The organism is Streptomyces pacificus (assembly GCF_011766325.1).
GTDB classification, from domain to species: domain Bacteria; phylum Actinomycetota; class Actinomycetes; order Streptomycetales; family Streptomycetaceae; genus Streptomyces; species Streptomyces pacificus.
Window position 1 is genome coordinate 36,907 of the sequence record NZ_BLLG01000010.1, and the last position, 18,699, is coordinate 55,605.

Below are 18,699 nucleotides of genomic sequence, written 5' to 3' on the forward strand. Positions count from 1 at the left end.
GTCGTTCGATTGTCAGGACAAATGCTTGACAGGTCACCGCGGCGGCCTCCACCTTTGGGCCATGCGCATCGGACTCATCGGAACCGGACGTATCGGCGCCTTCCACGCGGGCGTCCTCAGCCGCCACCGCGATGTCGGCGCCCTGGTGGTCGCGGACACCGACGCCCGGCGGGCCCGCGAGGTCGCGGCCCGGATCGACGCCACCGCGGCCCCTTCCGTCGACGAGGTGTTCACCTGGGGCGTGGACGCCGTCGTCATCTCCTCGGCCACCGCCGCCCACGCCGAGCTGATCGGCCGGGCCGCACGCACCGGGCTCCCCGCCTTCTGCGAGAAGCCGATAGCGCTGGACCTGCCGGGGACCCTGGAGGCACTGCGCGAGGTGGACCGCGCCGGGACCGAACTCCAGCTCGGCTTCATGCGGCGCTTCGACGCCGGGTACGTCAGGGCCCGCGAGCTGGTGCGCTCGGGCCGGCTCGGCAGGCTGCACAGCGTACGGGCCGTCACCGCGGACCCGGCCCCGCCGCCCGCCCCGTACCTTCCGCTGTCCGGCGGGCTCTACCGCGACTGCCTCGTGCACGACTTCGACATCCTGCGCTGGATCACCGGACGGGAGGTGGTGGAGGTGTACGCCACCGGCTCCGACGCCGGGCACGCCATGTTCCGCGAGGCGGGCGACGTCGACACGGCGGCGGCCGTGCTGGTCCTCGACGAGGGCGTGCTCGCGACCGCCACGGCCACCCGCTGCAACGGCGCGGGCTACGACGTCCGCATGGAGCTGTGCGGCGAGGACGACACGGTCGCCGTCGGCCTGGACGACCGTACGCCGATCACCTCCACCGAACCGCAGGGCCCGCCTCCCGCCGACAAGCCCTGGCCGGGCTTCCTGGAGCGCTTCGCCCCCGCCTACGAGGCCGAGCTGGACGCGTTCGTCCGCCTCGCGACGGGCGAGGCGGACAACCCCTGCGACGGCCGGGAGGCCCTGGAGGCACTGCGCGTCGCAGAGGCGTGCGAGCTGTCCCGGCGAGAGCACCGCCCGGTGCGCCTGGAGGAGATCCCCGGGCTCTGACCCGGCCGGCCCCGCCACCGCCCATCAGCCCCGGCCCGGGCACCGGCACGGACCCGGTGACGGTGCGCGGCGCCGACGGCCCGGTACGGGTGTCGCCGCGTGACGTCGTCGCCGCGTGACATCGTCGCCGCCTGCCTGCCGGACCCGGCCGCGCCCCGCGACCGGATGCGGGGCAAGACGTGCGCGAGGACATGGGTGAAGGGCGTCAAGGACGGCCGGCCGCGCGAGGTGCACCCGTACCACGTCGTCGACAACGAGTGGTCGATGAAGGAGTACGGCAGCCAGGCCGTGGTGTGGCAGACCGCGTTCAACCCGGTCGTCGCCCTGGAACCGCTGGCGGGTGGCGCGTGGTCCGGGACCGGCGTCCTCGGCCCGGAGGCCTTCGAGGCGCGCCCCTTCCTGGATCTGCTGACGGATCACGGCACCCCCTGGGGGATGCGCGAGCAGTGAGCGTGCACCGCTCACGGGTGCGCGGCGCACGCACGGATGCGCGGCGGGCGAGGGCAGCGGCCCGCGGCGGCGCGGCGAGCCGGCGCAGCGGCCCGCCGCGCGGTCAGGCCAGCACGTTCAGCGCGCCCGGCTGCACCCGCAACCTCACCGGCAGGGTCGCGTCGACCTCGCCGTCCGCCCCGTAGGGCAGGGGGCGTTCGGCCTCGATGCGGATCTCCTCGCCGCGCAGCACCTCGATCTCGGGGCGCCGCAGATGCGCACCGGTCTTGAGCTCGTTCATCATCGCGAAGAAGAGGCGCTTGGGAGCGTGCCGGATGACGACGACATCGAGCACGCCGTCGTCGAGGCGGGCCCCGGGGGCGATGTTGCGGCCGAAGCCGTAGTAGCCCGAGTTGGCGGCGACCACGGTGTAGCCGCGCCGCTCGTGGAGTACGCCGTCCACGGTGACGCGGTACTCGGCCGGCCGCCAGGCCGCCACGGCCCGCAGCCCGCCCGCGTAGTACGAGGCCGCGCCGCGCAGCAGCCTCGAGGTGTTGGCGTACCGGTTGGCGACGGCGTCGACGCCGGCGTACACGCTGCCCAGGACGGACTCCCCGGCGTGCACGGACGAATCGACCCGGATGGTGTCGACCGCGCGGGGCGTGCCGTCGAGCAGGAGGGCGGCGAGGGCGGTGGTGCCGGTGGGCAGGCCCAGCGCCCGGGCGAAGTCGTTGCCGCGTCCGGCGGGCACCAGCCCGAGGACCGTGCCGGTGCCGCTGAGCGCACCGCCGACGCATCCCGCCATGCCGTCGCCGCCGACGGCGAGCACGACGCGCCCCCTGCGCCCGGCCTCGCGTGCCAGCTCCCGGGCGTGCCGGAGGTTGCGGCTGTAGCGGGTGTCGAGGCCGGCCCCGGCCTCCCTCAGGAGGCGGGCCAGCGGGAGCAGGGCCGCCGTGCCGCTCGAGCCGCCCGCTGCGGGGTTGACGACGGCGGTGAACTGTCGCATGGATGGCGCCTTTCGGAAGGCAGGGGCGGGCGGGGGCGGGGGAGAGCAGGTCCGGTCAGCGGAAGCAGAGCCGGCCGGCAGAGACAGGTGACGGAACCGGAACCGGAACCGAAGCCGGCCGGCGCAGACCGGCGCAGACCGGTCCGGTCAGCGGACGGGGATCAGCACACCGGGGTTGAGGATGCCGCTGGGGTCGAGTTCGGCCTTGACGGCCTGCAGCACGCGGACGCCGACGGGCCCGATCTCCCGGGTGAACCAGTCTCGGTGGTCGGTACCGATGCCGTGATGATGGCTGATGGTGCCGCCGGAGGCCAGGATCGCGTCGCCCGCCGCCCGCTTGGCCGGGGCCCAGTGGGCCACGGGGTCGCCGCCCTGGGCGGAGACGACGGTGAAGTAGAGCGAGGCGCCGTTCTCGTACACGTGCGAGATGTGGCACATGACCAGCGGCGGGGTCCCCGCCTCGGTGAGGGCGGCGGTGAGGGCTTCGCGCACCGCCTCGTACAGGCCGGGCAGCGCGGACCAGAAGGCCGCGGTCTCCACGGTCTCCACGAAGGCGCCCGCGTCGAGGAGCGCGTCGCGCAGATAGGGGGCGTCGTAGCGGCCGTGGGCCCAGCGCTCGCCGGGCTCCTCGCCCGCGTACTCGCCGCCGCAGGCGAGGAGGACCTCGCGGGCCCGGGCGCGCCGGTCGGCGGTGTCCTCGGCGGTGCCTTCGTACCCGGCGATCGCCATGCAGCCGGTGGACCGCGCGTCCTCGCCGCCGATCCGGTCGGGCTGGGCGAGGCCGATAAGGGACTCGGTCTCGTCGGAGAGCCGGAGCACGGTGGGGCGCGGCCCGTCCTGGGCGAGTCTGCGGAGCGCGGCGGTGCCGGCCTCGAAGGAGGCGAAGCGCCAGCCCTCGTAGACGCGCACCTGCGGCAGGGGCCGGATGCGGACGGTGAGCGAGGTGATCACGCCGAGCGCGCCCTCGGAGCCGAGCACCAGCTGGCGCAGGTCCGGTCCGGCGGCCGAGCGGGGGGCGCGCCCGGTCTCCCAAGTCCCCTCGGGAGTGGCGACGGTGGCGGCGAGGACCATCTCGTCGAAGCGGCCGTATCCGGCGGAGGCCTGGCCGCTGGAGCGGGTGGCGGCGAACCCCCCGATCGACGCCCACTCGTAGGACTGGGGGAAGTGGCCCAGGGTGAAGCCCCGTTGGCCCAGGAGCGCCTCCGCGTCGGGCGCGCGCAGCCCGGGCTGGAGCACGGCGGTGCGGGAGACCTCGTCGAGGGAGAGGAGTCCGTCGAGACGCCGCAGGTCCAGGGCGACGAAGGCGTGCCCGGTCTCGGGGGCGAGGCCGCCGACGACGGAGGTGCCGCCGCCGAACGGCACGACGGCCAGGCCGTGTTCGGCGCAGGCCCGCAGCACCTCCAGCACCTCGTCGTGGTGGGCGGGCAGCACGACGGCGGCGGGGATGTCGTCGACCTCGCCGGCGCGGATCCGCAGCAGGTCCGGGGTGGACTTGCCGCGGGTGTGGCGGATCCGGGACTCCGCGTCGGTGCGCAGCTGCGCGGGGCCCCCGACGGCCGCGGTGAGCGCCCGGCGGGCCGCTCCGGTCAGTGCGGAGCCGGGTACCGCGATGTCGCCGAGGGCGGTGGGGCCGCTCTCGCGGGGGGTGACTCCGAGCAGATCGCGCAGGAGGGCGATCACCGAACCGGGCAGCGGTGCCGCCTTGGCGGGGTCGCCCCAGCCGCTCCACAACATGTCCACGTCGTTCGTCCTCCGCCGTCTGTTCGCGGGGCGCGGTGGCGCGCGGCCCGCCCTGCATTACACTGTGACAGATGGCGCACATTCGTCACAACTATGAGGGCGGAGACGCCGTCCTCGACGCGGCACGAGACTGCGTCCTGGCCGTCGGCGTACGCCGGACCACCCTGACCGACGTGGCCCGGCGAGCCGGGGTGTCACGCATGACCCTCTACCGGCGCTGGCCGGACGTACGGACCCTCGTCGGCGATCTGATGACGCGGGAGTGGATCGCGCTCGCGGTGAACGCGATCCCCCCGGCCGCGCCGGACGCCACGACCCGGGCGCGGCTGGTCGACGGACTCGTCGACGGGGTCGCCGCGTTCCGCGCCCACCCCCTGTTCCACAAGATCGTCGACGTCGACCCCGAACTGCTGCTGCCCTATCTGCTCGACCGCCGCGGCGCCAGCCAGGACGCACTCCTCGGGCTGATCACCGGCACCCTGGCCGAAGGCCACGCCGACGGCTCCGTCCGGCGGTGCGGCCCCGATCTGCAGGCCAGGTCGCTGCTGCTCGTCGTGCAGTCGTTCGCCATGTCGCTGCGCACCATGACCGAACCGGACGACCCCGGGCTCACCGACGCGGCCTTCCTCCAAGAGCTGCGGACCCTGCTGGAGAGGACCCTCTCGCCATGAGCACTCCGCGCCCCACCTCCTCGCTGAACGCGGCGCGCCGCGCGCGGGAACTCGCCGCACTCGCCGACGGGTCCGAGGTCGACGTGCTCGTCGTCGGCCTCGGCGCGACGGGCGCTGGAGCAGCCCTCGACGCCGCCTCCCGGGGACTGTCGGTCGCCGCCATCGACGCCCACGACCTCGCCTTCGGCACCTCCCGGTGGAGCTCCAAGCTCGTCCACGGCGGACTGCGCTACCTCGCGAGCGCCCAACTGGACGTCGCCCGCGAGAGCGCGGTGGAACGCGGCATCCTCATGGAGCGCACCGCCCCCCACCTGGTGCGCGCCCAGCCGTTCGTCCTCCCGCTGACGCCGCTGGTCCCGCGCGCCCAGGCCGCGCTGGCCCGGGCGGGCTTCCGCGCCGGCGACCTGCTGCGGGTCGCCGCCCGCACCTCGCGCACGGCCCTGCCCGCACCGCGCACCCTGTCCGCGGTGGAGACCCGCCACCTCGCACCCGCACTGCGGCCGGCCGGGCTGCGCGGCGGACTGCTGTCCTGGGACGGCCGGCTCACCGACGACGCCCGGCTGGTGACCGCCGTCGCCCGGACCGCTGCCGCGCACGGCGCCCGGATCCTCACCCGGGTGCGCGCGCTCTCCGCCGGCGGCCGGGGCGCGGCCGTACGCGACGAACGGACCGGCGAGGAGCTGCGGATCAGGGCCCGCGCGGTGATCAACGCCACCGGCGTCTGGGCGGGCGGACTCGTCGGCGACGTGCGGCTGCGGCCCTCGCGCGGCACCCATCTGGTGCTCCGCTCCGAAGCCCTCGGGGGCCTCGCGGCCGGCCTGCACATCCCGGTCCCCGGCGAGGCCAACCGCTTCGTCCTCGTCCTGCCGCAGGGCGACGGCCGGGTGTACGTGGGCCTGACCGACGAACCGGTCGACGGCGACGTGCCCGATGTACCGGAGGTACCGGAGACGGACATCGGCTTCCTCCTCGACGTCCTCTGCTCCGCGCTCGACGTGCCCGTGACCCGCGGCGACGTGGCCGGCGCCTTCGCCGGGCTGCGCCCGCTGCTGGACGGCTCCGGTGGCGGCGACCCGGGGCGCACCGCGGACCTCTCGCGCAGGCACGCCGTCCTCACCTCGCCAGACGGCGTCGTCACCGTCGTCGGCGGCAAGCTCACCACGTACCGGCGGATGGCCCAGGACGCGGTGGACGCGGCGCTCGCCGCACACGGGCTGCGCGCCGGCCGGTGCCGGACCGCCGTGCTGCCGCTGGTCGGCGCGGCCGGACCGGACGCGCTCGCCGCCCTTGACGCGCCCGCCAGGCTGGTCGGCCGCTACGGCTCGGAGGCGCCGGCCGTCCACGCCCTCGGCCTCGCCGACCCCGCGCTGGATCGCCCCGTCGTCCCCGGCCACCCGGTCACGGGGGCCGAACTGCTCTGGGCCGTACGGCACGAGGGCGCCCTGGACGAGTCCGACCTCCTGGACCGCCGCACCCGGATCGGCCTGGTGCCGCACGACCGGGAGACCGCGCTGGGCGCGGCACGCGAGGCACTGGCCGCCCGGGTCGGCTGACGGGGCGGGCGACCCGGGCAGGGCCGTGCGGCGCGCGCGGGACAGACGGCGCGCGCGGGACCGCCACCGCGGCGGCCCCAGGCGGGCGGGCCCACTCCCCGGTCCGCCCGCACATGTCCGGCAACGCCCCGCCACCGCCCCGGTCGTGCCAGAGTGGAGCCCGGGCGAGGTGGACGACCCGGGGGTGGGCCATGGTGTTGCGCAGGCAGTTGTCGTTCGGCGACGCGTTGGCACTCCTGGGGCAGGACCCCCCGGCGGTGCAGGCCCTGGACCGGGCTCTGGGCGGGGCGTTGGACCTCGCGACGGGCGGGACGGCCGGGGCCGTCCTGGACCTGGCCGACGCGCGGGGCCGCCTCATCGGGCTCGGCCGGGACGCGGTGCGCGGTGCACGTCAGCGCATGGGCCGGGCCGGGAGCCGTGCGGAGCGCAGCGACCTGCTGCTCGCCGCGCACAAGGTGATCGTGCTGGTGGCCTGGTTCGACGCGCTGGGAGAGGCCGAGCTTCCGTTCACTCTCGAGGAACTGGCTCTCACCCGCGCCGAACAGGTGGCACTCGCCGGCGGGGAGGCGCCCCCACCGAGCGGCTTCGCCGCGTTCGCCCAGGCGCTCACGGCCGTCGAAGCCCCGCACCCGATGCCGCATCTCCCGTTCGAGGACACCGTGCACGCCATGGAGGGATGGTACGACCGGCTCTCCATGGCGCTGCTGCGGTTCGTCGCCGGGCTGCGCGTGGGCGAGGAGCTCTCCGTGGACCAGCGGCGGGACGCCGGGCACCTGCTGCGCACCCGGGTCAGCGTGGCGGCGGTCGAGCGGTACAAGGAGCTGTACTCCCAGCTCGCCCGGCAGGCACCGGAATTCGCCTTCTGGGCGGAGCAGACCGAGCACCAGGCCACCCGTGCACAGGTCGGACGCGCCCTGAGCGGCATCGAGTCGCTGCTGACGGGGGTGGCCGGCTCCCTGCGGCCACCGGTGGACGTCGCGGCAGCCCTCGCCCGAAGTCACGAGGCGGTTCTGCGCCAGCCCGTCCTGGACGCGTCGCGTGCGCCCCGCGGCATCCGTGTCCCCACGCTGTCCGAGATGTACATCGACCCCGATTTCCGCGTACAGGCGGTCACCGGGCAGGTCAGCCCCGCCGACGAGGTGTGGTGGGAACAGGTGCCGGTCCGTCGCGACCTGACGACGTACCTCGCCGGAGCGCTCGCCACACCCGGGCACCACCACGCCCCGCTGCTGATCCTGGGCCAGCCCGGGGCGGGCAAGTCAGTACTCACCCGGGTGCTGGCGGCCCGGCTCCCGGCCGCGGGATTCCTTCCCGTCCGGGTGCCGCTGCGCGATGTGCGGGCGGAGAGCGAGCTGCAGGACCAGATCGAGCAGGCAATCCGCTCGGCGACCGGGGAGACCGCGTCCTGGCCGTCGCTCGTGCGCGCGGCCGGCGGACTCGTGCCCGTGCTGCTGCTGGACGGCTTCGACGAACTCCTGCAGACCACCGGCGTCCACCACAACGACTTCCTCACCCGGGTGGCCCGCTTCCAGCAGCGGGAGGCGGACCAGGGACGCACCGTGCTGGCCGTGGTGACCAGCCGGACCGCCGTCGCCGACCGGACCCGCTCCCCCGAGGGGCTGGTGGCGCTGCGCCTGGAGCCGTTCCGTCCGGAGCAGGTGCAGGTGTGGCTGTCGGTGTGGAACGAGGCCAACGCACCGGTTCTGGCCGCTCGCGGACTGCGCCCCCTGCCGTGGGACCTGCTCGCCCGCCACTCGGCACTCGCCGCCCAGCCCCTGCTGCTGACCATGCTGGCCCTCTACGACGCCGCCGACAACGGACTCCAGCGGGACGGGGAGGAACCGCTCGACGAAGCCCACCTCTACGAGGACCTGCTCACCTCGTTCGCCCGGCGCGAAGTCGGCAAGGACACCGGGGACGCCCTGCCGGGCGTCGACGAGGCGGAGCTGGTCGAGCGGGAACTCCAGCGGCTGTCGCTGGTGGCGTTCGCCGCGCTGAACCGCCAGCGGCAGTGGGTCACCGCCGACGAGCTGGACAGCGACCTCGCCGAGCTGCTGCACCTGGAACCCGTCCGCCGCGCCACGTCGTTCCGCAGCCCGCTGGCGGCGTCCGACGCGGCACTGGGGCGCTTCTTCTTCATCCAGCGCGCCCAGGCGCTGCGCGACGAACGCGAGCTGTCCACGTACGAGTTCCTGCACGCCACCTTCGGGGAGTACCTCGCGGTCCGGCTGGCCGTACACGTGCTGCGCGGTCTCCTGGCCCAGCAGTCGCCCGTCAGCCTGGGCCACAGTCCGGTCGGCGACGGCTTCGCCTACGCCCTCCTGTCCTACGCCCCGCTCTCGTCCCGTCAGATGCTGCGCTTCGCATCCTCGCTCGTCGAGCACATACCCGCGCAAGAGCGGCAGCGGCTGACCCTGCTGCTCACCCGGCTGCTGTACGAGCAGTCCAACCGGGCGGACGACCCCTTCCGCGGATACCGCCCGAGGCGACTGCGTACTTCTTCCCGGCACGGGATCTACGGTGCCAACCTCACCCTCGTGGTGCTGCTGCTGACGGGTGGCACCACCGCTTCGGAGCTCTTCCCCGGCTCGGAGGATCCGGCCGACTCGTGGCACCGGCACGTGCTGCTGTGGCGCTCCTCGTTCACCGAGTTCCAGTGGACGGAGTTCGCCCTGTCGATGACGGTCCGCCGCACGTCCCGGCACGAGCACGGGCGTGACCTGCAGCTCGCGCCGCGCTCGGGAGAGCTGAAGGCGCCGGAGCCGGTGGACAACCGCTGGCTCTTCCCCGTGCCGCCTGCAGGCCCCGTGCACTGGGCACGGTCCTACTGGGACGAGTTATGGCACAAGATGGACGTGTCCGGCGGCACCGGCGACACGGTGGTCCGGCACGCCATGGATCCCGTCTTCGCGGCGCTGGGGCCGGCGGTCACGACGATGAGCGCAGGGGTCGGGGAGCCCGCCACCTCGCTCGCGCACGACCTGCTGCGGCTGTGGCTGGGGCCGCGGTCGGGCATGGCCGACGCGGAGCTTGCCTCGCTGTACCGCTCGGTGGGGGCCACGCTCCTCGACGCCGGGCTGACGGACGACTTCTGCCTTCTGGTGTCGGACCTGCTGCGAAGGGACCGGCGGCGCCTCGACGCCGACACCTACAAACGCGTCCTGACACTCCTCTGCCAGCACGCCTCCTCGCCGGCGGCAGCCGAGATCGCCCGCCACATCATCGACGAAGCCGTACTCTTCGGGGCACCGCAGCCGTCCCCCTCCCTCTCCGCGGCTCTCTTGGCTCTGCTCCGCCATGCCCCCGCCGAGGCGGTCGCCGTCTGGGCCGCGGCGCACGAAAGCGGCGGCGACCACCCCTGGGGCGACGACGCCCGTCCGGTCGCCGCCTGCCTGCGGGAGCAGCGCCTGCCGCGAGTCCTGCGCGAGCGTGCCCACGGCGTGCTCGCCCGGCGGTATCCGTCCCTCCACCAGGAGATCGCGCGGGCCGGCGGCTTCGGCGGCGGGTGACGCGTCGTGGCGGCGGTCGTCCACGGGTTCCGGAGCGAGCGGCTCGTCTCCTACGGCATCGGCCTCGGCCTCGCGGAGCGGCTTGGCGGGTCCGGGCGGCCGTGGTGGGTGATGGCGCTGTGGGCGGCGGTGTGCGCCGCACTGATGGCGGGTTCCGCTCTGTGGCTGCGGCGGTTCGCCAGGGGCCCGCTGGAGTCCGTGCAGCACCGGCTGCTGCGGCGCTGAGCACGCGCGGCGGCGCGGCTCTGCGGCGGCACGGCGGAGCCGTGGGAACGGGCCGGCCCCGCACCGGGGCGGTGGCCGCCGGACGCGGGAGCGGCACGCCCCGCTCCGCGGGACCCCGTGCGGCACCGGGCCGGGAGCCCGCGGTCAGCCACCGAGTTCGCGGCGACGGGCCGCCAGGGCCGCCGCGCCCCGCTCGGTGAGCGAGCCGAACAGACGCAGCCGGGAGAAGCCTCCGTCCGGGAAGACGTCGATGCGGACATGCGTGCCGCTCACCGGGGTGTCCAGCACGAAGCGGTGGTTGGTGTCGGGCTGCAGGCGGGTGCGCGGCAGGAACTCGGCCCACGCCCCGTCCTCGCCCGTCCTGACCGAGAGGGAGGCCCAGCCGGCGGAGTTGCCCTTGAGGTAGGCGGTGTCGATCTCGACGGCGCGGATCTGGGAGTCGGCGACCAGCCGGTACCGGATCCAGTCGTTGCCCCGGTCACGGCGGCGCGCGGTCTCCCAGCCGTCGTCCATCTTCCGGGAGCGGCCCGGGTTGATGGTGTTGGCCGGCGGCGAGTAGAAGCGGTCGGAGGCGTCCTCCACGGCACCGCCGTTCTCCAGTGCCACGACGTCGACGGTGCCGAGCGCGGCGAGCCACCTCGGGTCCGGGACGACCTCTCCGTACACCCGCAGCCGTGCAATGCCGCCGTCGGGGTGCTGGTTGAGGCGCAGATGGGTGAAGCGCTGCTCGGCGGTCACCTGGAAACCGTTGGCCGCGTGACCGGCCACCGGGGCCCGGGGTACGAGCGTCGTCCACTTCACGCTCTCGGAGAGCAGTTCCTCCGGGGCGGGTGCGCCGTGGGGCCCTTCCCAGGCGGTTGCCTCGACGGACACGGCCCCCGGCATGTTGCCGCGGAAGTGCGCGGTGTCGACGACGATGCCGCGGATCACGCCGGGCGCGCCGAGCCTGATCAGGGCCCAGTCGTGGTCGTCGGCCGTGGGCCAGGGCTGCTCGGCCGAGGCACCGCGGCGGCGCCGTGTCTCCCAGCCGTCCATGATCTTGCCCTTGTGGCCGAAGTGCTCCGGGTCGAACGCGGCGGGCTCGGGCACCAGCAGGTTCTCCCGCTGGGCGAAGAACTCGTCGTTCGCGGCGATCACACCCGCGCCGAGCCGGCGGTCGGCGAGGTTGGCGAGACCGGTGAACGGGAAGTTGGCGGTGCGGTAGTCGGCATACGGGTCGCCGCCCCCGTACGGGCTCGCGTTGCCGGTGAAGGGCGGTGTCGCCACGGTGTCAGTCGTTCCTCTCGAGCAGCCGGCCGGTGGGCTCGGCGACGGTGCCGTTCGCCACGATCCGCGTGCCGCGCAGCCATGTCGACTTGACGACACCGTGCAGGGCCTTGCCCGCGTAGGCGGTGACCCGGTTGCGGTGGTGGAGTTCGGCGGGGTCGACGGTGAAGGCCTCGTCGGGGGCGAGGACGGCGAAGTCGGCGTCGCGTCCGGCTTCGATCGCCCCCTTGCGGGTGAGGCCGGCGAGCTCCGCCGGGGCGGCGGACATCCAGCGGACGACGTCCTCCAGGGTGTGGCCGCGCCTGCGGGCCTCCGTCCAGAGCGCCGGCAGGCCGAGCTGGAGCGAGGAGATCCCGCCCCAGGCCGAGGCGAAGTCGGGGGTCTTCAGGTCGCCGGTGCAGGGCGAGTGGTCGGAGACGACGCAGTCGATGGTGCCGTCGGCGAGACCCTGCCAGAGCACATCCCGGTTGGCCGCCTCGCGTATCGGGGGGCAGCACTTGAACTCGGTCGCGCCGTCGGGTATCTCCTCGGCGGTGAGGGTGAGGAAGTGCGGGCAGGACTCGACGGTGATCCGCACTCCCTCGGCCCTGGCCCGGGCGATCTGCGGCAGCGCGTCGCCCGAGGACAGGTGCAGCACGTGCACCCGCCCCCGGGAGCTCCGGGCCTGGGCGATGAGGTGGGCGATCGCGGTGTCCTCGGCGCCCCGGGGGCGGGACGCGAGGAAGTCGGCGTAGCGGGGGCCCGGCCGCTGCGGGGCGGCGGACAGGTGGTGCGGATCCTCGGCGTGGACGATCAGCAGTCCGTCGAAGCCGGCGATCTCCGCGAGGGCGCGGGAGAGCTGCTCCCGGTCGAGTTCGGGGAACTCCTCGACGCCGGACGGCGACAGGAAGCACTTGAAGCCGAAGACGCCCGCCTCGTGCAGCGGACGCAGGTCCTTGACGTTGCCGGGGACGGCGCCGCCCCAGAACCCGGTGTCCACATGGGCCTTGGGCCGTGCCGCGTCCTGCTTGACGCGCAGGCCGTCGACCGTGGTCGTGGGCGGGAGGGAGTTCAGCGGCATGTCCAGCAGCGTGGTGATGCCGCCGGCGGCGGCCGCCCGGGTGGCGGTCCAGAAGCCCTCCCACTCGGTGCGGCCGGGGTCATTGACGTGCACATGTGTGTCAACGAGACCCGGCAGGACGGCATGGTCGCCCACATCCTCGAGCAGGGCTCCGGCCGGCACCACGGCGTCGTACGGAAGCACCGCCGCGATCCTCCCGGCGGCGACGGCGATCGAGGCGGGGCGCGCGCCACCGGGGGTGACGACATAGGTCGAGCGCAGCACCAGGTCCACGTCCGTGACGTGCGTATCGGACACCCTGCCCCTCACTTCCGTATCGCGGAACTTCCGCAGAGCGAAATTCAACGAACTGTTGAAGGAGTCTTCCCTCCCGCCCCCGCCCCGTCAAGACCCCGCGGGTACGGCGGGAACCCGGTCGGAGATCACCAGACATTTTCACGAAGTGGAACTATTATTTCGCCAAACAGAACGCGATGTATGCGGCGAGGCGCCGTCCCGGAACCGCAGGAGAGGGCCGGACCGCTGCCCCGGCCGGACCGCCCCGCCCGGCCGCTGCGCCCGCGCAGCGGCGGTGTGCGCCCACGGCACCGCCCGGTAGGCTGCTGACCTGCCCGCCCGCCTGAAAGGACCGTTGACGTGCCGACGTCCAGCGCCAGCACCACCGACGCCGCCAAACCCACCGCAGGCAGCGGCGGGGTCCAGTCCCTCGAGCGGGCCTTCGACCTGCTGGAGCGGATGGCCGACGCGGGCGGCGAGGTCGGGCTGAGCGAACTCTCCGCGAGCAGCGGGCTCCCCCTGCCCACGATCCACCGGCTGATGCGCACCCTGGTCGCCTGCGGCTACGTCCGCCAGCAGCCGAACCGCCGCTACGCACTCGGCCCCCGGCTGATCCGTCTCGGCGAGAGCGCATCCCGGCTGCTCGGCACCTGGGCCCGGCCGTACCTCGCCCGCCTGGTCGAGGAGACCGGCGAGACGGCGAACATGGCGCTGCTCGACGGCGACGAGATCGTCTATGTGGCGCAGGTGCCGTCCAAGCACTCGATGCGGATGTTCACCGAGGTCGGCCGCCGGGTGCTGCCGCACTCGACCGGCGTGGGCAAGGCGCTCCTCGCCCACTTCCCGCCGGACGAGGTCCGGGCGCTGCTGGCCCGCACCGGCATGCCGGCCGCGACGGAGAAGACCATCACCACTCCCGACGGCTTCCTGCAGGCGCTGGAGCAGGTCCGCCTCGCGGGCTACGCCGTCGACGACAGCGAGCAGGAGATCGGGGTGCGCTGCCTCGCCGTCCCGGTGCCCGACTCCCCGACGGCCGCGGCGATCTCCATCTCGGGACCGGCGGGCCGCGTGACGGAGGCCGCGACGGAGAAGATCGTGCCGGTCCTGCGGACGGTGGCGAAGGAACTCTCGCAGGCACTGGCGAACACGTCGGAGCCCCGGGACTGACACACGGCGAAGGGACCCGGTGGCCATCGGGCCGGGCGGCACCGCCCGGGGGCTCTTCGGGAGCCGGCGGCCGGGCCGGACTCCGGCCCGGCGCGGGCGCTGACCCGGCCCCGGCGCAGGGCGACGCAGCGATCCGCGACCGCGCCCTGGGGGAGGACGCGCCCCGGACCGCACGGGCACCACTCAAGAGCCGCACGGGCACCGGGCGGGCACCGGGCGGGCACCGCATGTCGACCCGACGGCCCTGGCGAGCCCGCCGGCTCTCCCACTCCCCCGCACCCGCGCGGCGCCCCGGCGGCCGACGGCCCGCCCTCGCGCCCTCGGCTCCGGTCACGGGCGCGACCGCGCGGTTCCGGGCGCCGCGCAGCGCGCAGGCGGCCCGCTCACGCCTTGCGCCGCGCCACCGCCACCGCGCAGCGCGGGGTGCCGTCGGGGCGCCGCCCGAGGCCTTCGAGCGGCGTCAACTCCACGTCGAATCCGGTCCCTCGGAGCTCGGCGAGCACCTCGCCCAGGGGAAACGTCCGGTAGTACATGACGAAGCCGGGCCGCCACACGCGGTTGCGGAGGCGCATCACCGTGTCGAAGCCGACCATCGCCCAGTACGGCAGCGTGCCGAAGCGGGGCGGCGCGCCGACGGGGAACGCGAAGACCCCGCCGGGGCGGAGCGCGGAGTGCACCTGGGCGAAGAGTCCGGGGCGTTCGCGTGGCAGGAAGTGCCCGAAGGCGCCGAAGCTCACCGCCAGATCGAACACCGGACGGAAGGGCAGGGCGCGGGCGTCCGCGCGAACCAGGACGCCTGCGGGGTCGGCGCTGCGCGCCTCGTGAAGCATCCCGGCACTGAAGTCGACTCCCACGACCCGCCCCTCGCAGAGTGCGCGCAGCACTCGCGCGCCTGCGCCGGTGCCGCAGCAGACGTCCAGCCCGTCGCGGAAGGGTCCCAGCGGTCGCAACGCTCCCGCCGTCCCGTCGAGTACCCGGTCCGGGGTGCGGAACGGGGTCAGGTCGAACTTGGGCGCGAGCAGATCGTACCCGCGCTCGACCGACGACAGCGCCTGTACGGCCAGTTCGCGGAGGCTGGGACCCCGGGAGGTGAACATCGGCTCCCAGGGTACGGGACGGCCCCCCGTCGGCGCCGAGCCGGAACGGGGGCCGGGAAGGGGCCGGGAAGGGGCCGGGAAGGGGCCGGGCCGACCCCTGACGGCATGTCCTCAGCCCTTGGGCTCACCGAACAGCTCCACCGCGTGCCGCACGTTCGCCAGCGCGGCCGCCAGCGCGCTGAACGAGCCGACCGCTCCGGCGGTCAGCAGCAGCGACCGGCGGAGCCGCCGGACCTCCGGCACGCCGCCGACCGCCATCGCGTCCATCGCCGCCAGCTCGTCCTCCGCTATCGCACGGTCGGCGAACTCGGCCGGGTAGGTGGCGAGTTCGCGTCGGAGCCGGGAGACGGAAGCACGCAGCTCCGTCAGTCTCGGATCCTCGCCGCTCTGGGTGTCCCGCGTCTGCCCCACGCTCCGCAACAAAGGTCTTCCCCCTCGCACGTCGTTGTGCTGCCCGGTGAACGACACGTCGGACGGTGGTCCGACGCCTGGGGTTGCGGGCCAGTTAACGCCATTGCGTAGGCGTTTGGCCACTCCGTGGTACGAAATTCAGCTTGACGTGTCCCCCTTGGGGACCTCTTTCGACACAGTGCACGGCCTCCGGCTCCGCACCGGCCTCCCGGCGGGGCCCGCTGCGGCGCCGCGGAACCGTGCGGAACGACGGCGGCGACGGGGTCAGCGCAGCGCCGAGGGCCGGCACCACGGCCGGGACCGGCGCAGCGGCCGCGGGAACCGCACGGCGGCGGGGCCGGCACGACGGGGCCGGCACGATGGGACCGGCACGACGGGACCGAAGGATCCGGCGGAGGCCCGCCGTACGCGGAGCCTCGACCGCGGGCACGACCACAGTGGCCGGACCGGCGGCAGCCGTCTCACGAGCGGCCGCGGAGGAAGCCGGCGCTCCGGCCCCCGCCTGCCGCCTCCCCCGAGCAGAGCCGCTGCGGCGCGGGGCCCCGGCCCCGGCGCCCGGCACGCCGGTGCGGCGCACGGACGGTTCACCGCGCCGCACCGCCACCCGATGGGGTAAGCAGGGAACATGGCTCACACTTCAGACAAGCCGCAGGTCGCGGGGCTGGTATTGGCAGCGGGCGGCGGCCGCCGGCTGGGCGGCCGCCCGAAGGCGCTGCTGGAGCATCGCGGACGCCCCCTGGTGGAGCACGCGGTGCGGGTCCTGCGGGCGGGCGGCTGCCGATCCGTGCACGTCGTCCTGGGGGCCGCGGCGGACGAGGTGCTGCGACGGGCCGACCTGGCCGGCTGCGTCGTCTCCGTGAACCCGGACTGGGAGGGGGGCATGGGCTCCTCGCTGCGCGCCGGGCTGGAGTCGCTGGCCGCCGCGGGCGGCGCCCAGGACGCGGCCCTGGTGTCCCTGGTGGACCAGCCCGGCATCGGGGCGGCGGCGGTGGCCAGGATCGTGGCGGCCTGCGACTCGCCGTCCGCGCTGGTGTCGGCGGCGTACGACGGCCGCCGCGGGCATCCCGTGCTGATCGGCGCCCGCCGCTGGCAGGTGGTGGCGGAGCGCGCCTCGGGCGACCGCGGTGCGCGGGACTACCTGGCCGAGCACGAGAAGGAGATCACCCTCGTCGAGTGCGGGGATGTGGCGGAGGCGTACGACATCGACACACCGGAGGATCTGACGCGCCTCGAGTGAGCCGCGGCCCAACGCCCGGCGGTGGCGAAGCCCCTGCTTCCGCGCACCGCAGCGGATCGCGCCGCACGCGTCACCGCAAGGGGCGTCGCGTCGCGTCGCGTGAGGTTCCTGGCACCGAGCGCCACGGTCTGTCGAGAGGGAGAATCTCGACGTCAACAAACCTTGCACTTCCACCATGCGATAACTAGTATCCACAGATCAGAAGTGTCTCACCGCCCAACGGCGCCCTCGGCCGCACTTCCGGAAACCTGGCACCGAGTGCCGTTCCACTGTGCGCCGACAGCCGTTCCCCCGTCCCGTGCAGCTCGCTGAAGGAAGTGACAGCTCATGTCCGCACCAGCGCCGTCACCGCTGGCCACCGTCGACGCCCGGCCACTGCCCCGGCAGGAGGAGGTGCTGACCGACGCCGCGCTCGCCTTCGTGGCGGAACTGCACCGGAGGTTCACTCCCCGACGGGACGAGCTACTGGCCCGGCGCGCCGCACGCCGCGCCGAGATCGCCCGTACCGGCACCCTCGACTTCCTCCCGGAGACCGCCCGCATCCGCGAGGACGAGGACTGGAAGGTCGCCCCGGCCCCGGCCGCGCTCGACGACCGCCGCGTCGAGATCACCGGCCCGACCGACCGCAAGATGACCGTCAACGCCCTGAACTCCGGCGCCAGGGTCTGGCTCGCCGACTTCGAGGACGCGTCGGCGCCCACCTGGGAGAACGTGGTCCTCGGCCAGCTCAACCTGATCGACGCCTACGAGCGCCGCATCGACTTCGCGGACCCGCGTACGGGCAAGTCGTACGCGCTGCGGCCCGCGCAGGAACTCGCCACCGTCGTGATGCGGCCCCGTGGCTGGCACCTGGACGAGCGCCATCTGCTGGTCGACGGCCGCCCGGTCCCCGGTGCCCTGGTCGACTTCGGCCTGTACTTCTTCCACAATGCACAGCGGCTCATCGACCTCGGCAAGGGCCCGTACTTCTACCTCCCGAAGACGGAGTCGCACCTGGAGGCCCGGCTCTGGAACGACGTCTTCGTCTTCGCCCAGGACCACGTCGGCATCCCGCAGGGCACCGTCCGCGCCACCGTCCTGATCGAGACGATCACGGCCGCGTACGAGATGGAGGAGATCCTCTACGAGCTCCGCGACCACGCGGCGGGCCTCAACGCCGGCCGCTGGGACTACCTCTTCTCCCTCGTCAAGAACTTCCGTGACGGCGGGGCCGAGTTCGTCCTCCCGGACCGCAACGCGGTGACGATGACGGCGCCGTTCATGCGCGCGTACACCGAACTGCTGGTCCGCACCTGCCACCGGCGCGGCGCGCACGCCATCGGCGGTATGGCGGCCTTCATCCCGTCCCGCAAGGACGCCGAGGTCAACAAGGTCGCCTTCGAGAAGGTCAAGGCCGACAAGGACCGCGAGGCGGGGGACGGCTTCGACGGCTCCTGGGTCGCCCACCCCGACCTGGTCCCCATCGCCATGGCCTCCTTCGACGCGGTGCTGGGCGACAAGCCCCACCAGAAGGACCGCCTGCGTGAGGAGGTGCACGTCACGGCCGCCGAACTCATCGACATCGCCTCGCTCGACGCCCACCCCACCTACGAGGGCCTGCGCAACGCCGTGCAGGTCGGTATCCGCTACATCGAGGCCTGGCTGCGCGGTCTCGGTGCCGTCGCGATCTTCAACCTGATGGAGGACGCGGCCACCGCCGAGATCTCCCGCTCCCAGATCTGGCAGTGGATCAACGCGGGCGTCGTCTTCGAGAACGGCGAGACCGCGACTCCGGAGCTGGCCCGCCGGGTCGCCGCCGAGGAGCTGGCGGCGATCCGCGGGGAGATCGGCGAGGAGGCGTTCGCCGCCGGCAGCTGGCAGCAGGCGCACGACCTGCTGCTGCACGTCTCGCTCGACGCCGACTACGCGGACTTCCTCACCCTGCCCGCGTACGAGCAGCTGGTCGGCTGACCGCCCGGGGCGAGCAGCGGGGGGACACCGGCACAC

At 74.3% G+C, this 18,699-nt stretch carries 13 protein-coding genes and 2 pseudogenes; 9 read left to right on the forward strand and 6 right to left on the reverse strand.

Annotated elements, in window-relative coordinates; translation table 11 throughout:
- The first annotated feature begins 61 nt into the window (after positions 1 to 61).
- Together SCWH03_RS17480 and SCWH03_RS17485 are read left to right on the forward strand one after the other, a co-directional pair.
- Complete coding sequence (locus SCWH03_RS17480; RefSeq protein ID WP_173265196.1) at positions 62 to 1,066, forward strand: Gfo/Idh/MocA family protein; 1,005 nt, start codon at positions 62 to 64, stop codon at positions 1,064 to 1,066.
- Between the two features lie 47 nt (positions 1,067 to 1,113).
- A pseudogene (locus SCWH03_RS17485) lies at positions 1,114 to 1,516 on the forward strand (ATP-binding protein); the annotation flags it as partial.
- Positions 1,517 to 1,619: 103 nt separating this feature from the next.
- Here the strand turns inward: SCWH03_RS17485 and SCWH03_RS17490 are convergent.
- Positions 1,620 to 2,501, reverse strand: coding sequence for a diacylglycerol/lipid kinase family protein (locus SCWH03_RS17490; RefSeq protein ID WP_173265197.1), 882 nt, complete (start codon positions 2,499 to 2,501; stop codon positions 1,620 to 1,622).
- Between the two features lie 147 nt (positions 2,502 to 2,648).
- Positions 2,649 to 4,241, reverse strand: a complete 1,593-nt coding sequence (locus tag SCWH03_RS17495) for an FAD-binding oxidoreductase (protein ID WP_173265198.1) — start codon at positions 4,239 to 4,241, stop codon at positions 2,649 to 2,651.
- 71 nt (positions 4,242 to 4,312) lie between these two features.
- On the opposite strand from SCWH03_RS17495, the gene SCWH03_RS17500 reads away from it, so the two are divergent.
- The 4 genes and pseudogenes from SCWH03_RS17500 to SCWH03_RS17515 all read left to right on the forward strand — a co-directional run.
- A complete protein-coding gene (locus SCWH03_RS17500) occupies positions 4,313 to 4,912 on the forward strand; it encodes a TetR/AcrR family transcriptional regulator (RefSeq protein ID WP_173265199.1) in 600 nt (199 codons plus the stop codon).
- Positions 4,909 to 6,465, forward strand: a complete 1,557-nt coding sequence (locus SCWH03_RS17505; protein WP_173265200.1) for a glycerol-3-phosphate dehydrogenase/oxidase — start codon at positions 4,909 to 4,911, stop codon at positions 6,463 to 6,465. Before SCWH03_RS17500 ends, SCWH03_RS17505 begins: the two co-directional genes overlap by 4 nt.
- Positions 6,466 to 6,656: 191 nt before the next feature.
- Positions 6,657 to 9,974, forward strand: a complete 3,318-nt coding sequence (locus SCWH03_RS17510; RefSeq protein ID WP_173265201.1) for an NACHT domain-containing protein — start codon at positions 6,657 to 6,659, stop codon at positions 9,972 to 9,974.
- A gap of 42 nt (positions 9,975 to 10,016) precedes the next feature.
- A pseudogene (locus tag SCWH03_RS17515) lies at positions 10,017 to 10,199 on the forward strand (DUF418 domain-containing protein); the annotation flags it as partial.
- A 144-nt stretch (positions 10,200 to 10,343) separates the two neighbouring features.
- Here the strand turns inward: SCWH03_RS17515 and alc are convergent.
- Entirely contained in the window at positions 10,344 to 11,465 is a 1,122-nt protein-coding gene (alc, locus tag SCWH03_RS17520; RefSeq protein WP_173265202.1) for an allantoicase, read from the reverse strand.
- 4 nt (positions 11,466 to 11,469) lie between these two features.
- Positions 11,470 to 12,822, reverse strand: coding sequence for an allantoinase AllB (allB, locus tag SCWH03_RS17525; protein ID WP_173265203.1), 1,353 nt, complete (start codon positions 12,820 to 12,822; stop codon positions 11,470 to 11,472).
- Positions 12,823 to 13,161: 339 nt separating this feature from the next.
- On the opposite strand from allB, the gene SCWH03_RS17530 reads away from it, so the two are divergent.
- Complete coding sequence (locus tag SCWH03_RS17530) at positions 13,162 to 13,968, forward strand: IclR family transcriptional regulator (protein ID WP_173265204.1); 807 nt, start codon at positions 13,162 to 13,164, stop codon at positions 13,966 to 13,968.
- 383 nt (positions 13,969 to 14,351) lie between these two features.
- Here the strand turns inward: SCWH03_RS17530 and SCWH03_RS17535 are convergent, their stop codons facing one another.
- Complete coding sequence (locus SCWH03_RS17535; RefSeq protein WP_173265205.1) at positions 14,352 to 15,065, reverse strand: class I SAM-dependent methyltransferase; 714 nt, start codon at positions 15,063 to 15,065, stop codon at positions 14,352 to 14,354.
- 111 nt (positions 15,066 to 15,176) lie between these two features.
- The gene (locus SCWH03_RS17540; protein ID WP_173265206.1) at positions 15,177 to 15,488 is read right to left on the reverse strand and encodes a DUF5955 family protein; all 312 of its coding nucleotides are present in this window, start codon (positions 15,486 to 15,488) and stop codon (positions 15,177 to 15,179) included.
- A 613-nt stretch (positions 15,489 to 16,101) separates the two neighbouring features.
- On the opposite strand from SCWH03_RS17540, the gene SCWH03_RS17545 reads away from it, so the two are divergent.
- Both SCWH03_RS17545 and aceB read left to right on the forward strand, forming a co-directional pair.
- Complete coding sequence (locus tag SCWH03_RS17545; protein WP_173265207.1) at positions 16,102 to 16,713, forward strand: nucleotidyltransferase family protein; 612 nt, start codon at positions 16,102 to 16,104, stop codon at positions 16,711 to 16,713.
- A gap of 327 nt (positions 16,714 to 17,040) precedes the next feature.
- Positions 17,041 to 18,663 (forward strand): malate synthase A, encoded by a 1,623-nt coding sequence (gene aceB, locus SCWH03_RS17550; protein WP_173265208.1) that lies wholly within the window; start codon positions 17,041 to 17,043, stop codon positions 18,661 to 18,663.
- Positions 18,664 to 18,699: the final 36 nt, after the last annotated feature.